14 protein-coding genes and 1 riboswitch are annotated in these 13583 nt (G+C 70.0%); of the genes, 6 read left to right on the plus strand and 8 right to left on the minus strand.

Features of this window, described 5'->3' with window-relative positions; all coding sequences use genetic code 11:
* Positions 1–146 precede the first annotated feature (146 nt).
* The 3 genes from AB0D66_RS02715 to AB0D66_RS02725 are packed head-to-tail and all read right to left on the minus strand — an operon-like array spanning position 147 to position 2187.
* Positions 147–1307 carry a cystathionine gamma-lyase gene (locus AB0D66_RS02715; RefSeq protein ID WP_362295535.1) on the minus strand — a complete coding sequence of 387 codons (1161 nt, stop codon included), beginning with the start codon at positions 1305–1307 and terminating at the stop codon, positions 147–149.
* Complete coding sequence (locus AB0D66_RS02720; protein ID WP_362295538.1) at positions 1304–1795, minus strand: low molecular weight protein-tyrosine-phosphatase; 492 nt, start codon at positions 1793–1795, stop codon at positions 1304–1306. Before AB0D66_RS02720 ends, AB0D66_RS02715 begins: the two co-directional genes overlap by 4 nt.
* Positions 1796–1806: 11 nt before the next feature.
* A complete protein-coding gene (locus AB0D66_RS02725) occupies positions 1807–2187 on the minus strand; it encodes a phage holin family protein (RefSeq protein ID WP_362295541.1) in 381 nt (126 codons plus the stop codon).
* Positions 2188–2276: 89 nt separating this feature from the next.
* Here AB0D66_RS02725 and AB0D66_RS02730 point away from each other — a divergent pair, with 89 nt between their 5' ends.
* The 4 genes from AB0D66_RS02730 (at position 2277) to AB0D66_RS02745 (ending at position 4550) form a co-directional block, all read left to right on the plus strand.
* Positions 2277–2594, plus strand: a complete 318-nt coding sequence (locus tag AB0D66_RS02730) for a cupin domain-containing protein (protein WP_362295544.1) — start codon at positions 2277–2279, stop codon at positions 2592–2594.
* 154 nt (positions 2595–2748) lie between these two features.
* Positions 2749–2979 carry a DUF5326 family protein gene (locus tag AB0D66_RS02735; RefSeq protein ID WP_362295547.1) on the plus strand — a complete coding sequence of 77 codons (231 nt, stop codon included), beginning with the start codon at positions 2749–2751 and terminating at the stop codon, positions 2977–2979.
* Positions 2980–3256: 277 nt separating this feature from the next.
* The gene (locus AB0D66_RS02740; RefSeq protein WP_362295550.1) at positions 3257–4003 is read left to right on the plus strand and encodes a helix-turn-helix domain-containing protein; all 747 of its coding nucleotides are present in this window, start codon (positions 3257–3259) and stop codon (positions 4001–4003) included.
* Between the two features lie 97 nt (positions 4004–4100).
* Complete coding sequence (locus AB0D66_RS02745) at positions 4101–4550, plus strand: SsgA family sporulation/cell division regulator (RefSeq protein WP_362295554.1); 450 nt, start codon at positions 4101–4103, stop codon at positions 4548–4550.
* A 44-nt stretch (positions 4551–4594) separates the two neighbouring features.
* Here AB0D66_RS02745 and AB0D66_RS02750 read toward each other — a convergent pair whose 3' ends face one another.
* Positions 4595–5974, minus strand: a complete 1380-nt coding sequence (locus tag AB0D66_RS02750; protein WP_362295557.1) for a YibE/F family protein — start codon at positions 5972–5974, stop codon at positions 4595–4597.
* A 72-nt stretch (positions 5975–6046) separates the two neighbouring features.
* Positions 6047–6192, plus strand: a riboswitch (TPP riboswitch).
* On the opposite strand from AB0D66_RS02750, the gene thiC reads away from it, so the two are divergent.
* A complete protein-coding gene (gene thiC, locus AB0D66_RS02755; protein ID WP_362295560.1) occupies positions 6186–7973 on the plus strand; it encodes a phosphomethylpyrimidine synthase ThiC in 1788 nt (595 codons plus the stop codon). (Overlaps the previous riboswitch by 7 nt.)
* 91 nt (positions 7974–8064) lie before the next feature.
* Here the strand turns inward: thiC and AB0D66_RS02760 are convergent, their stop codons facing one another.
* The 3 genes from AB0D66_RS02760 to AB0D66_RS02770 all read right to left on the minus strand — a co-directional run bounded on the left by AB0D66_RS02760 (position 8065) and on the right by AB0D66_RS02770 (position 11595).
* Positions 8065–8871, minus strand: a complete 807-nt coding sequence (locus AB0D66_RS02760; RefSeq protein ID WP_362295563.1) for a hypothetical protein — start codon at positions 8869–8871, stop codon at positions 8065–8067.
* Between the two features lie 150 nt (positions 8872–9021).
* A complete protein-coding gene (locus tag AB0D66_RS02765; protein WP_362295865.1) occupies positions 9022–10263 on the minus strand; it encodes a metallophosphoesterase in 1242 nt (413 codons plus the stop codon).
* A 216-nt stretch (positions 10264–10479) separates the two neighbouring features.
* Complete coding sequence (locus tag AB0D66_RS02770; protein WP_362295566.1) at positions 10480–11595, minus strand: LacI family DNA-binding transcriptional regulator; 1116 nt, start codon at positions 11593–11595, stop codon at positions 10480–10482.
* A gap of 361 nt (positions 11596–11956) precedes the next feature.
* On the opposite strand from AB0D66_RS02770, the gene hisC reads away from it, so the two are divergent.
* Positions 11957–13036 (plus strand): histidinol-phosphate transaminase, encoded by a 1080-nt coding sequence (gene hisC, locus AB0D66_RS02775; protein WP_362295569.1) that lies wholly within the window; start codon positions 11957–11959, stop codon positions 13034–13036.
* Between the two features lie 6 nt (positions 13037–13042).
* On the opposite strand, the gene AB0D66_RS02780 is transcribed toward hisC, so the two are convergent.
* Positions 13043–13411 carry a cyclophilin-like fold protein gene (locus tag AB0D66_RS02780; RefSeq protein WP_362295572.1) on the minus strand — a complete coding sequence of 123 codons (369 nt, stop codon included), beginning with the start codon at positions 13409–13411 and terminating at the stop codon, positions 13043–13045.
* Positions 13412–13583: the final 172 nt, after the last annotated feature.

Consider the following 13583-nt stretch of genomic DNA (forward strand, 5'->3'; position numbering starts at 1 on the left):
ATAAGTACGCCGATAGCCTCCTGTCGTTACCGTGATTGGACTCTGACGCTGAGTCAACTAGCCTTGTCACGTGGTTCTTCGCCGGCAGAACCCAGGGCGGTCCGAGCCACGAGGGGGGAGGCTCGGACCGCCGTTCCACGGCCCGTTCAGCCTCCGTCGGCCGTGCGGGCCGCGCGGCCGAGGGCGCGCAGGACGTCTGCGACCAGGTCCTCCGTGTCCTCGGCGCCGGCCGAGAAGCGGATGAATCCCTCCGGCACGGCGTCCCCGCCCCACCGCCCCCGCCGCTCGGCGGTGGACCGTACTCCGCCGAAACTCGTCGCGTCCTCGACGAGGTGGAGGGCCGCCATGAAGCGTTCGGCGTGCGCGCGGCCGGGCAGCGTGAAGGAGACCACCGACCCGAAGCCCCGCATCTGCCGGGCGGCCGTCTTGTGGGACGGGTCCGAGGCCAGGCCCGGGTAGCGCAGCCCGGTCACGTCGGAGCGGTCGGCCAGCGCCTCGGCGACGGCCAGTGCGTTGGCCCACTGGCGCTGTGCGCGCAGCTGGATGGTGGCCAGGGAGCGGTGGGCGAGCCAGGCCTCCATCGGACCCGGGATCGCGCCGACGATCTTGCGCCACTGCCGGACCCGGGCGGCGAGTCCGGGGTCGCGGCAGACGACGTAGCCGAGCAGCACGTCGCCGTGTCCGGTCAGGCCCTTGGTACCGCTGGCGACCGAGAAGTCCGCGCCGAGCTCGAGCGGCCGCTGGCCGAGCGGGGTGGCGAGGGTGTTGTCGACCGCGACCAGGGTCCCGCCGGCGTGCGCGGCTTCCACGAGGCGGCGTACGTCGCACACGTCGAGCCCGGGATTGGAGGGGGTCTCGATCCACAGCACGCGGGCACCGTCGAGCACCGAGAGCTGGGCCTCGTCCCCCGTCGGGGCGGTGCGCACCCGGATCCCGTAGGCCTCGAGCTGCTCCCGCAGCAGGGGCAGCGCCTGATAGCCGTCGTCGGGCAGGACCACGGTGTCGCCGGTGCGCGCCTGCGAGAGCAGGACGGCGGAGACCGCGGCCATGCCGGAGGCGAAGACGACGGTGTGCACGTCCTGGCCGGGGGCCTCCAGCTCTCCGATGGCCTGCTCCAGGAGCGTCCAGGTCGGATTGGTGTCGCGGCCGTAGGTGTACGGGCCTTCGACGTCGCCGGGGAGGTGGAAGTGGGCGGCGAAGACCGGTCCCGGCAGGGGCGGCTCGTTCTTGACGGGCTCGGGCAGCCCGGCGCGGACGGCCCGCGTGCCGTCGCCGAACCGGGCGGTGTCGTACGTGTCCTCGTTCATGCGGAGTGCTCCTTCACGGCCTCGCGTACGGCGTCCAGCAGACCGGTGCTCGCCGTCTCGACCAGCTCCAGGCACTCCTCGAAACCGTCGAGGGAGCCGTAGTACGGATCGGGTACGTCGGCCTCGGCGGCCGCGGCCGCCGGATCGTAGGACCGCAGCAGCCGGACCTTGGCGGCGTCGTGCGGTGTGGGGGCGAGCGCCCGAAGGTCCCGCAGGTGCCCGGCGTCGAGCGCGATGACGAGGTCGAGGCGGTCGAACCAGGAGGCCCGGAACTGCCGGGCCCGGTGGGCCTGCTCGTATCCCGCGGCTTCCAGGACGGCGACGGTGCGCGGGTCGGCGCCGTCGCCCTCGTGCCAGCCGCCGGTCCCGGCGCTGTCGACCTCGACGGCATCGCCGAGCCCGGCCTCGGCGACGTGCGCGCGGAAGACGGCCTCGGCCATTGGCGAGCGGCATATGTTGCCCGTGCAGACGAAGCACACGCGGTACATGGGCGGCCCGCTCAGTTCTTGTCGGGCAGGACCATGTTCGCGGCCCAGGAGACGATGGAGATGATCAGGCCGCCGAGGACGGCGGTCCAGAATCCGTCGACGTGGAAGCTGAGGTCGAGCTGCTTGGCCAGCCACGAGGTCAGCATCAGCATCAGGGCGTTCACGACCAGGGTGAACAGGCCGAGGGTGAGGATGAACAGGGGCAGCGAGAACAGCTTCACCACGGGCTTGACGATGAAGTTGACCAGGCCGAACACCAGGGCGACGAGCAGCAGGGTGATCGTCCTGCGGCCCAGGCTGCTCCCGTCGTCGAGGGTGATGCCGGCGAGCAGCCAGATGGCGACGGCCAGGGCCGCCGCGTTCGCGAGCGTCTTGACTACGAAATTCGTCATGTGTCTGATCGTGGCAGAGAAGATCCCGGTGGGACATCCGCAGATCAGCGGATGCGAGGGAACGATCGAGTACAAGGGGCGCAACCACGATGAAAGCCTTCCGGCTTGACGAGCTCGAAGCGGAGCGGGCCGCCAACGACGGCGCCTATCTGCAGTTCCTGCGGGAGCGGAACATGTCGGTCGGGCTGTACGCGCTCGACGCCGGCCACAGCGATCCGCAGCAGCCGCACCGTCAGGACGAGGTGTACTTCGTCGTGAGCGGCCGGGCCTCGATCACGGTCGGCGAGGAGACGACGACCGTGGCGCGGGGCAGTGTCGTCTACGTGCCGGCGGGGGTGCCGCACAAGTTCCACCACATCAGCGAGGACCTGCGGGTGATGGTGGTGTTCTCACCGCCGGAGGCCTGAGCGCCTCCCCGTCCGATGAGGTCGTGGACCCCGGTCCCCCTAGGGGGCGGATCAGGGGACTCCGGGGGCTGGCGGGCCCCCGCCCGGGTCCGCCGCCTCCTAGAGTCGAGAGCAGGAAGTCACGGACGAGGAAGACGAGGAAGAGGTCGAGGACATGGACGGCATCCGAGAGGTATTCGCAGGCATGCCCTGGTGGGTGAAGTGGGTCGCGGTCCCGCTTCTGGCGCTGTTCGTCTTCGGCGGTGTGATCACGAGCGTCCTCGGCGCCCTGATCTCGCTCGTCTTCAAGCTGCTCCTCTTCGTCGGCCTCGTCGGCGGTCTGGTCTTCCTGGTGAAGAAGTTCAGCGGCCGCGGCGCGAAGTCCTCCTCCTCCGGGGAGTGGTAGGAGGAGAGGGTCGGGCCCGTCGGGATTGGGCCAGTCGGGGGAACGCGGGGGGCGAAACCGCTCACCCCGCAGGAATCGGCCGATACAGTGGCAATCTGTGCCGTCCCCTGGGCACCGACCGCCGGTACCACTGTTCTGGACTGCGGCTCTCTCAAGCAGGTGCTGAGCAAGACCCCCAGGAGCCACGGCATGCGCGGGGGCGGCCCCCGCAGGGCGGGCCCCCACAGCCCGCCGCCACGCCTGGGGGTGAGCTTTGTCTTCGGTCCACAACACCGGTGTGCCGACTCTCATCGGTTCGGTGCAGCGGGCGCTGAGGCTGCTCGAAGCCGCGGGCTCGCACAGCGGCGGAGCCCCGGCGAAACAGCTGGCGCGCGAGGCCGGGCTGCCGCTCCCGACCGCGTACCACCTGCTGCGCACCCTGACCCACGAGGGCTACCTGCGCAGAGAGGGCGGCGTCTTCGTGCTGGGCGCCGCGGCCGGGCGGCTGGCCGTTGGCGGACTGCAGCAGAAACGTCGCAGCATGATCCTCGACTCGCTCGCGCACTTCCGCGAAGCCGTCGGGGCCCCCGTCTACTTCGCGATGTTCCGCGAGGGTGAGATCGAGGTCGTGGGCGTCTCGGACACCCCGGCCAGCCCGGCCTGCGAGGAGTGGGCCGATTTCCGCGAGACCGGCCACGCGCACGCCATCGGGCAGTGCCTGCTCGGCCAGCTCGACGAGAAGACGCGCAAGGACTATTACGACCGGCATCCGGTCGAGGCCATCACCCCTTATACCGTGCCGGATCAACGGTCGCTGGAGCACCGGATCGGATCACTGGAGCGAATGCAGCCCGTGATCGAACGGCAGGAATATGCCTTGGGCACGGTATGTGCGGCCATTCCCATTACGGCGGGTGACGCCGCCGCGACCATGGCTGTTTCTCTACCCCTGCACCAGGCAGAAAGATTGCCCTGTGTAGTCGATCGGCTACGGAGTGAAGTAGGCGCGCTGTTGAGCACCCTCTCGTTCTCTATCAGTATCTGAAAACTCACTCCTTGTGATCTGCTAGCGCTTACACCACCCTTGTCAAGAGGGTCCTGGGGGACCATTCCTGGCCACTTCCACTACATCGGGGTAGGCAATGCGCGAGTCGGTACAGGCAGAGGTCATGATGAGCTTCCTCGTTTCCGAGGAGCTGTCGTTCCGGATTCCGGTGGAACTCCGGTACGACACTCGTGATCCCTACGCAGTTCGCCTTACCTTCCACCTTCCCGGAGATGCGCCCGTGACCTGGGCGTTCGGCCGGGAACTGCTCCTCGACGGCATCAACAAGCCGTGCGGTGACGGCGATGTGCACATCGCCCCCACCGACCCCGAGGAGCTGTCCGATGTCCACATCCGCCTTCAGGTCGGCGGCGACCGGGCTCTGTTCCGCGCCGGCGCGGCGCCGCTCGTCGCGTTCCTCGACCGCACCGACCGGCTCGTTCCGCTCGGCCAGGAGCGGAACCTGGGTGACTTCGAGGAGAACCTCGACGAGGCGCTCGGCAAGATCCTGGCCGAGTCCCGGCAGAACGAGCAGAACGCGGGCTGACCAGGCACCGCCGATGTGAGGGGGCCGCTGACCGCGGTGTCTCCTCAGCGCTTGCGCCGACGGCCCCGGCCGCCACGGACCGGCCCCGGGGCCGCTGCCGTCTCCGGGGTCCCCGGCCGGTCGGCCGAGACGACCAGAGCGGCCAGCGCCGTCGTCACGGGGACCGAGGCCACGAGGCCGATCGAGCCCACGAGGGTCCGTACGATCTCCTCCGCGACGAGCTCGCTGTTCGCCACCGAGCCCATGCTGCTGTTCGCGATCGTGAACAGCAGGAGCAGGGGGAGCGCGGCGCCCGCGTACGCCAGCACCAGGGTGTTGACCACCGACGCGATGTGGTCGCGGCCGATCCGGATGGCTGCCCGGTACAGGGCGCGCGGCCCCATCGAGGGGTCGGCCTGACGGAGTTCCCACACCGCCGAGGTCTGCGTGACCGTCACGTCGTCCAGGACGCCCAGCGAACCGATGATCACGCCTGCGAGCAGCAAACCGCTCATGTCGATGTCCGGGTAGAGCCCGTGGATCAGACCGGTGTTGTCGTCGGTGTTGCCGCTGAGGAACGCCCAGTCGATGAACAGCGAGCCCAGCAGTCCGATCAGGACCAGGGAGACGAGCGTGCCGAGGACGGCGACCGAGGTGCGGGCGGTCAGCCCGTGGCACATGTAGAGGGCGATGAGCATGATGGCGCTCGCCCCGATGACCGCGACGAGCAGCGGGTTCGACCCCTGCAGGATGGCCGGGAGGATGAAGAGGGTCAGCACGCCGAAGCTGATGACCAGGGCGATCAGCGCGAACAGTCCGCGCATCCGGCCGACCACGACCACCGCGACGGCGAAGATGGCCGCCAGCAGCGCCATGGGGAGCTTGCGGTTCACGTCGATCACCGAGTACTGGAGGTCCCGGGGGGCGTCCGGCGCGTAGGCGACCACGACCTCCTGGCCGTCCGTCAACTGCCGCGGTGCGCCGGGCTGGACGATCTCCACGAAGGTGCGGCCCTGGTCCGGCCCGGTGCCGACCTTCACGGTGGCCTTCTTGCACTCGCCGGTCTGAGCGGCCTGCGCCTCGCGGCCCTCGGGGGTCGAGGTGTCGCCGGTGGTCGGCACCTGCGAGGCGTTCACCGATTTGCAGTCGACGTGCTCGAGCGAGACGACCGTGCCCTGCTGGGTCTGGCGGTCGAAGCCGACGCCCGTGCGCTCGTGGGCGGGGGCGCCGCCCGGCCAGAGCACTGCCATGCCGACGAAGACGGCGGCGGCGAAGGGGATCAGCACGGCCGCGATGACCTTGCGCAGGTGCTTCGAGACGGGGGCCGCCGGGCCGTGGCCGTGACTGTGGGCATGGCCGGCGGAGTGCCCGGAACCCGAGTGCGCGTGGCCTGTGTGGCCAGAGGGATCCGTGGGCTCGGTGGGGGGCTGCGGCGAGGTCGTCACTGGCAGATCATCGCAAGAGATGAGGGGGCCCACTGTTCAGCACGCCCTAGATGACGCTAGCGTGGGGGCACCTTTGCACAACGCGGGAGCTCGGAGCACCGGGCTGAGAGGGCGCTGATCACCGTACGAGCATCACGGATGCGTACGGGAAGAGGCTGCGTCGACCGCCGAACCTGTTACCGGGTAATGCCGGCGTAGGGAGATAGGTCTCATGACCATTCAGGACGCACGCACGCCTGCCGTCAGCCAGGACACCGACGGCCAGACCGAGCGCCAGCCGGGCTGGCACAAGGGCTACGTGGCGGGCTCCCGCCCCGACATCCGGGTGCCGGTCCGCCAGGTCCACCTCACCAACGGCAAGGACGTGACGCTCTACGACACGTCCGGTCCGTACACCGACCCGCAGATCGAGACCGACGTGCGCCGCGGTCTCGCTCCGCTGCGCGAGAACTGGATCATCGGTCGCGGGGACACCGAGGAGTACGCGGGACGTCCCGTGCGCCCCGAGGACGACGGGATCAAGCACACGTCGCCGCGGGGCGGGCTCAAGAACCTCGACGCGGTCTTCCCGGGCCGTCCGCGCCAGCCCCGCCGGGGCCGCGGCGGCGCCGCCGTCACGCAGCTCGCGTACGCCCGCCGGGGCGAGATCACCCCGGAGATGGAGTACGTCGCGATCCGCGAGAACGTCTCCCCCGAGGTCGTCCGCGAGGAGATCGCCGCAGGTCGCGCGGTGCTTCCCGCGAACGTGAACCACCCCGAGATCGAGCCGATGATCATCGGCAAGCGGTTCCTGGTGAAGGTCAACGCCAACATCGGCAACTCCGCGGTCACCTCCTCCATCGAGGAGGAGGTCGACAAGATGACCTGGGCGACCAAGTGGGGCGCCGACACCGTCATGGACCTCTCGACGGGCCGCAACATCCACACCACGCGCGAGTGGGTGCTGCGCAACTCCCCCGTCCCGATCGGCACCGTCCCGCTCTACCAGGCGCTGGAGAAGGTCGACGGCCGCGCCGAGGACCTGACCTGGGAGATCTACAAGGACACGGTCATCGAGCAGGCCGAGCAGGGCGTCGACTACATGACGGTCCACGCCGGCGTGCTGCTGCCGTACGTCCCGCTGACCGCCCGCCGCAAGACCGGCATCGTCTCCCGCGGCGGATCGATCATGGCCGCGTGGTGCCTGGCGCACCACAAGGAGAACTTCCTCTACACGAACTTCGAGGAGCTCTGCGAGATCCTCGCGACGTACGACGTCACCTACTCGCTGGGTGACGGCCTGCGCCCCGGCTCCATCGCGGACGCCAACGACGCGGCGCAGTTCGCCGAGCTGAAGACGCTGGGCGAGCTGAACACCATCGCCAAGCGGCACAACGTCCAGACCATGATCGAGGGCCCGGGCCACGTCCCGATGCACAAGATCAAGGAGAACATCGACCTCCAGCAGGAGATCTGCGAGGAGGCGCCGTTCTACACGCTCGGCCCGCTGACCACCGACGTCGCGCCCGCGTACGACCACATCACCTCGGGCATCGGTGCCGCCATGATCGCCTGGTGGGGCACCGCGATGCTCTGCTACGTCACGCCCAAGGAGCACCTGGGCCTGCCCAACCGCGACGACGTCAAGACCGGCGTCATCACGTACAAGATCGCCGCGCACGCCGCGGACCTGGCCAAGGGGCACCCCGGAGCCCAGGAGTGGGACGACGCGCTGTCGGACGCCCGCTTCGAGTTCCGCTGGGAGGATCAGTTCAACCTGGCCCTCGACCCCGACACGGCGCGTGAGTTCCACGACGAGACCCTGCCCGCCGAGCCGGCCAAGACCGCGCACTTCTGCTCCATGTGCGGCCCGAAGTTCTGCTCGATGAAGATCTCGCAGGACATCCGCCGCGAGCACGGCGGCGACCTGAAGGCCGAGGAGATCCAGGCGGGCATGGCGGAGAAGTCCGCCGAGTTCGCTGCCTCGGGCAGCCGCGTCTACCTGCCGCTGGCCGACTGAGGCACCCCGTGCGCGAGGGCGCCCCTCCCGGCAGGTTGTGCCGGGAGGGGCGCCCTCGTTTCACGTGAAACATCGCCGCGTCGGGCGGGGCCTACTGCGGCTCGCGTTCCGGTCCGCCGAAGTCCGGGCTCGAGAAGTCCGGCGCTGTGTAGCCGGGCCGGGGGCTCTCCGAGGGTGATCCCGGGCTGGTGAAGTCAGGCGCCGTGTACCCCAGGTGGGGCATCCGGCTGCCGCGTCTGCGCGGGGCCGGCAGACCGGCTCCCGCGCTCGGGTCGGCCAGCGCGTCCCGCAGGAACGGCATGATGCCTCGCTCCAGCAGCGCGGTCCGCCAGGCTTCGCGGGCCCGCGCGACCTCGTCCGGCACCGCATCGGCCCCGTCCGCGGACACCTCGGTCGCGCCGTTGCGCACGGCCGTCACCAGCAGGCCGATCACGGCGAAGACCAGGGAGGCGACGGTGAGCACGCCGAAGAACGAGCCCGCCGTCAGCATGGTGTCGGCGAAGGCCGGTTCGGGCTCGATCAGTTTCAGGATGTAGCCCACCAGCAGGAAGATCAGCATGGCGGTGCCCGCCAGGACGGGTGCGAGGACCGCGATCACCGCGCCGAGGCCCGCGCCGCCCTGCCCGTCGGCTTCCTCCCCCGCGGTCCCGGGGGTGGAGAGGACCTCGTCGCGCCGTTCCTCGCGGACCTTCACGTAGTGGTCGTACTCGGTTGCGGCCGCTGCGGTCAGCAGGGCGCTGGCCCCCAGGGCCATGGTGCGCAGCTGTTCGGCGTTCAGGCGTTCGCCGAGGGCGGCGAGCTCGGGCCGTTCATGGGCGGTGCGCAGCGCCTCGTCGAGGAGCCGATCGAACTCCGGCCGGTCTTCGGTCAGCAGGTGCGGAGCGCTGGTCATGTGCATCCCCCGATGCTCCGTGGAGGCCGGTTTGCCCGCGTAGACCCGGGCGCCGGCACAAACGGAGGAGAGCCTGCTACGGATAGAGCGATGGTAGAGGGCCCACACACCAGGTTGACAGGGGCTTTCCAGAAATACCCCCTGCGTGACAAAGGCTCAGTCGCTCAAGGGAAGTTGCACGACCAGCAGTTTGCCCGCCATGGTGACGCCGCCGTCCATCGCGATGGCGAGCCCGTCCGCGTACACGTGGGGGCCGTCCACGGCCTCCGGTCCGCGGGACGCGTCGCCGTCCTCGGTGCCCACCTCGCCGAGCAGGTAGGGGATCGGGCTGTGCCCGTGCACGACGCGGCTGCCGCCGTAGGTACCGAGCAGCTCGCGTACGGCTCCGGGGCCGGTCTCCTCGTCGCGGAAGGCGAACCGCTTGGTGAACTTGCGGAAGAGGTCCCAGGTGATGTCGGCGTCGTTGCGGTTGAGCAGCTCGTGGATGGTGTCGTTGACGTCTTCGATCGAGTCGCCGTAGTCCAGGTAGGCCGTGGTGTCGGAGTGCAGGAGCAGGTGCCCTTCCTCCAGGACGGCCGCGTCCAGCCGGGACATCCACTGCAGGTGCACGTCCTGCAGGCGTTCCATGTCGGTGCGCTGGCCGCCGTTGAGCAGCCAGGCGGCCTGGAAGGTGGCGGTGCCGGCTCCGGAGGAGACGGGGGTGTCTCCGAACCGCTTGGCGCCGATGAGCAGCAGCTCGTGGTTGCCCATGAGGGCCTTGCAGTAGCCGCCGGCGGCCGCCGCCTCGGCGGACAGGCGCATGACGAGGTCGATCACGCCGATGCCGTCCGGGCCGCGGTCGGTGAAGTCGCCGAGGAACCACAGCCGGGCGTTGCCGGCGGACCAGCGGCGCTCCGCGTCGATGAGGCCCTGGGCGTGGAGTTCGGTGACGAGCTCGTCGAGGTAGCCGTGGACGTCGCCGACCACGTAGAGCGGGCCGGGGCCGGCGACCGCGGGGTCCTGGGGCACGTACTGGACCTGCACGGTGTCACCCGGGCCGCCGAGCGCGCCGCGCCCGATGACGGGCAGGTCGCGGTGGGTCGGGGTGTACCCCCCGAGGTCGTCGTCCTCGGGTTCCGGTTCCGCGACCTCGGGCACCTCGTGAGCCGCGTAGTGCGGGACGGGTGGCGCGGCGGGCGGGGTGGCCGGCTGCGGGGTGTAGCCCGGCTGCGGGGGCACGCTGAGCGCCCCGTCCTCGTAGTACGCCGGGTACTCGCCGTAGACGGGGGCTTCATCGGGCAGCCCGGCGGATACGGCGTACGGAGCGGGCTCGGTGACCGGCACCCGGAAGTCCCGCAGCGTTTCCGTCCGCATCGCGGGTCCCTGACCGGCCCCCTGAGTCATCGACCCCTCCACCACCGTCGCGCTGCCGTACACCTGCGGACCCTCCTGACCTCCAGGGAGGAGGGTCCGTGATGTCGTGCGCCCATCATAGGAATGCGGCTCGCGCTGTGTGACGCACCAGGGGTGGTGAATCCTGTCCGGAGCCGATCGTTCCTACCGTTTCATCCCGATATCTGTGTTCCTGAAATCCTGGACGGGGCCAAAGGTCCCGTCCAGGAAGTGTGGGGCGGGTCAGTCCTGGGCCGGGGAGCGGGGCGGACTGACGGTCGTTCGGGTCTGCCTGCGCTGCGAAGAGGTACGGATGATGAGCTCGGTCGGGACGACCTGTTCGACGGGGCGTCCGGTGTCCACTCCCTCGATCGCGTCGATCAGCAGCTGCACGACGGCGGTGCCGATGCGGCGCGGTTTGAGGGAGAGCGTGGTGATGGGCGGTTCGGTGTTCGCGTACACGGTGGACTCGCTGCAGCACACGAGCAGCAGGTCCTCCGGCACGCGCAGGCCGTAGCGCCGGGCGGCGGCGAGCAGGTCGGTGCCGTTGGGGTCGAAGAGCCCGTACACGGCGTCGGGCCGGTCGGGGCGGGCGAGGAGCCGGTCGGCGGCCACGGCGCCCGCGCAGGGGTCGTGGGCGGGGTAGGACTCGTAGACGGGGTCCTGGCCGACGCGCTCGCACCAGTTGATGTAGGCGGTGGTGGAGAGCCGGGTGTAGGTGTCGGTGGTGGTGCCGGTCAGCAGCCCGATTCTGCGGGCGCCGGCTGCGGCGAGGTGGTCGAGCAGGCCCAGTACGGCGGCTTCGTGGTCGTTGTCGACCCAGGCGGTGACGGGGAGGGAGCCTGCCGGGCGGCCGTCGGAGACCACGGGCAGGCCTTGGCGGACGAGTTCGGTGACGACGGGATCGTGGTCGGAGGGGTCGATGACGACGGTGCCGTCGAGGGCGACGTTGGACCACACGTCGTGTCGGGAGGTGGCGGGGAGGATGACGAGGGCGTAGCCGCGGGCGAGCGCGGCGGAGGTGGCGGCCCTGGCCATCTCGGCGAAGTAGGCGAATTCGGTGAAGGTGAAAGGTTCATCCCCGTACGTCGTCACGGTCAGGCCGATGAGGCCCGACTTGCCGGTACGGAGGGTGCGGGCGGCGGCGGACGGGCGGTAGCCCAGCCGGTCGGCCACCTCGCGAACGTGGCGGCGGGTGGCGTCCGGCAGCCGTCCCTTGCCATTGAGCGCGTCGGAGACGGTTGTGATGGAGACGCCCGCCGCGGCGGCCACGTCCCTGATGCCTGCCCGGCCCTGTCGGCCGGCGGCCCGCCGGGTGGTCTCGGTCCGGCTCACCTGATGCTTCCCTGCTGCTGTCATGGCGAGCCGATAGTAGGGCTCGGTGGGGTGGGTGGTCCGTGTGCATATGCACGCGTTGACAGGCACGTTTCTGCATGGTTCGCCACCCCCAATGACCTTGGAACTGAAGGCTTTTGACCCCCGTGTTCTGGGGTGGAGCTTGTCGGCGGCCACGGGCATGCCAAAACGGTGGGCCCCCGGGCCGTTCTCAACTCACCTGCACGAGGGACGCGCGCCACGGCGCAGGCCACCAGCGCGCGCATATATGCGCGCGCTCCCCCGCATTCCAGGCGCCCCCATTCTCGGGAGAGCGGAATCCTCATAAGGTGAGCAGTATTGAGTCGACGGCGACGTCGGACGGGATGGTCGAGGAGGACCTGCGGTGAGCGAGAAGAGCCCGAGGCTGCGCGCCGAGCTGGACGGCATTCCCACGTACAAGCCGGGCAAGCCGGCGGCCGCGGGCGGGCCCGTCGCGTACAAGCTGTCGTCGAACGAGAATCCGTACCCGCCGCTGACCGGGGTGCTGGAGAGCGCGGTCGCGGCCGCCGGGAACTTCAACCGGTACCCGGACATGGCCTGCACCGGCCTGGTGAACGAGATCGCGGAGCGGTTCGGGGTGCCGGTCGAGCACGTCGCCACCGGCACCGGCTCGGTGGGCGTGGCCCAGTCGCTGATCCAGTCGACGGCCGGCCCGGGCGACGAGGTCATCTACGCCTGGCGCTCCTTCGAGGCGTACCCGATCATCACGCAGATCTCGGGTGCGACCTCGGTGCGCGTGCCGCTGACCGAGGGCGATGTGCACGACCTGGACGCGATGGCCGAGGCGATCACCGAGCGGACCCGGCTGATCTTCGTCTGCAACCCCAACAACCCCACCGGCACCGCCGTGCGCCGTGCCGAGCTGGAGCGCTTCCTCGACCGGGTGCCCTCCGACATCCTGGTGGTGCTCGACGAGGCCTACCGGGAGTTCGTGCGCGACACCGACGTGCCGGACGGCATCGAGCTGTACCGGGACCGCCCGAACGTCGCCGTGCTGCGTACGTTCTCCAAGGCGTACGGGCTGGCCGGCCTGCGCGTCGGCTTCGCGGTGGCGCACGAGCCGGTGGCCGCGGCGCTGCGCAAGACCGCGGTGCCCTTCGGTGTCAGCCAGCTCGCCCAGGACGCGGCGGTGGCCTCGCTGCGCGCCGAGGACGAGCTGATGGGCCGCGTCGGGGCGCTGGTGTGCGAGCGCAAGCGCGTCCACGAGACGCTGCTGGCGCAGGGCTGGACGGTCCCGGACACCCAGGCGAACTTCGTGTGGATGCGGCTGGGGGAGCGGACCGCGGACTTCGCGGCTGCCTGCGAGAAGGCCGGTGTGGTGGTCCGGCCCTTCGCGGGCGAGGGCCTGCGGGTCACGATCGGTGAGACCGAGGCGAACGACCTCTTCCTGCACACGGCGGAGGCGTTCTTCAAGGAGCTGTAGGCCTGGTCAGGCCAGTTCCACGCGGATGGGGTCGCCGTCGCGGACGGTGGACAGCAGGCGGGGGTCGCCGTCGAAGGAGCCGAGCACGTTGCACGGGCTCGCCAGGCGGCTCTCGCCTCCGCGCGAGAGGGGAGTGGGGCCGTAGGGCAGGGCGAGCGCGTCCCCCTCGGTCCAGAAGGCGACCGTGCCCGGTTCGACGACCTGCTGGGCGTCGTGTTCCAGGGTGACGCAGACGCCGGTGTCGAAGTAGACCTCCTCGCCCCAGGTGTTCGCGGAGGCGGAGATCGGAAGGGCCTCGGCCAGCGCCTTGCTGGTCGGGGTCTCGTCGAGGGTTGCGGTGAGCTGACCCGCAGGCCAGGAGATTCGAATCTTCATGAGCCGCATTCAACAATCTGTTGAATGTGTTGGCTAGAGGGACCCCGCTTGAAGGATCCGAAAGTCGGTGCGACATAATGCTTGTGAATGTGAACGCGTTCACAAGCGTGTCCCGCTTTCTCCCAGTTTGAGTGGGGCACACCAGGCAGACTGCGGCTGTGACCACGGCGAC

Origin of the sequence: Streptomyces sp. NPDC048270 (assembly GCF_040652335.1) — a bacterium.
Classification (GTDB): Bacteria; Actinomycetota; Actinomycetes; order Streptomycetales; family Streptomycetaceae; genus Streptomyces.

Coding starts and splice junctions, on each gene's coding strand:
- AB0D66_RS02735 (WP_362295547.1), top strand. CDS start 2,749: ATGGACGGCATCCGAGAGGTATTCGCAGGCATGCCCTGGTGGGTGAAG.
- AB0D66_RS02770 (WP_362295566.1), bottom strand. CDS start 11,595: ATGACAGCAGCAGGGAAGCATCAGGTGAGCCGGACCGAGACCACCCGG.
- AB0D66_RS02745 (WP_362295554.1), top strand. CDS start 4,101: ATGCGCGAGTCGGTACAGGCAGAGGTCATGATGAGCTTCCTCGTTTCC.
- AB0D66_RS02720 (WP_362295538.1), bottom strand. CDS start 1,795: ATGTACCGCGTGTGCTTCGTCTGCACGGGCAACATATGCCGCTCGCCA.
- AB0D66_RS02730 (WP_362295544.1), top strand. CDS start 2,277: ATGAAAGCCTTCCGGCTTGACGAGCTCGAAGCGGAGCGGGCCGCCAAC.
- AB0D66_RS02780 (WP_362295572.1), bottom strand. CDS start 13,411: ATGAAGATTCGAATCTCCTGGCCTGCGGGTCAGCTCACCGCAACCCTC.
- AB0D66_RS02725 (WP_362295541.1), bottom strand. CDS start 2,187: ATGACGAATTTCGTAGTCAAGACGCTCGCGAACGCGGCGGCCCTGGCC.
- AB0D66_RS02760 (WP_362295563.1), bottom strand. CDS start 8,871: ATGCACATGACCAGCGCTCCGCACCTGCTGACCGAAGACCGGCCGGAG.
- thiC (WP_362295560.1), top strand. CDS start 6,186: ATGACCATTCAGGACGCACGCACGCCTGCCGTCAGCCAGGACACCGAC.
- AB0D66_RS02715 (WP_362295535.1), bottom strand. CDS start 1,307: ATGAACGAGGACACGTACGACACCGCCCGGTTCGGCGACGGCACGCGG.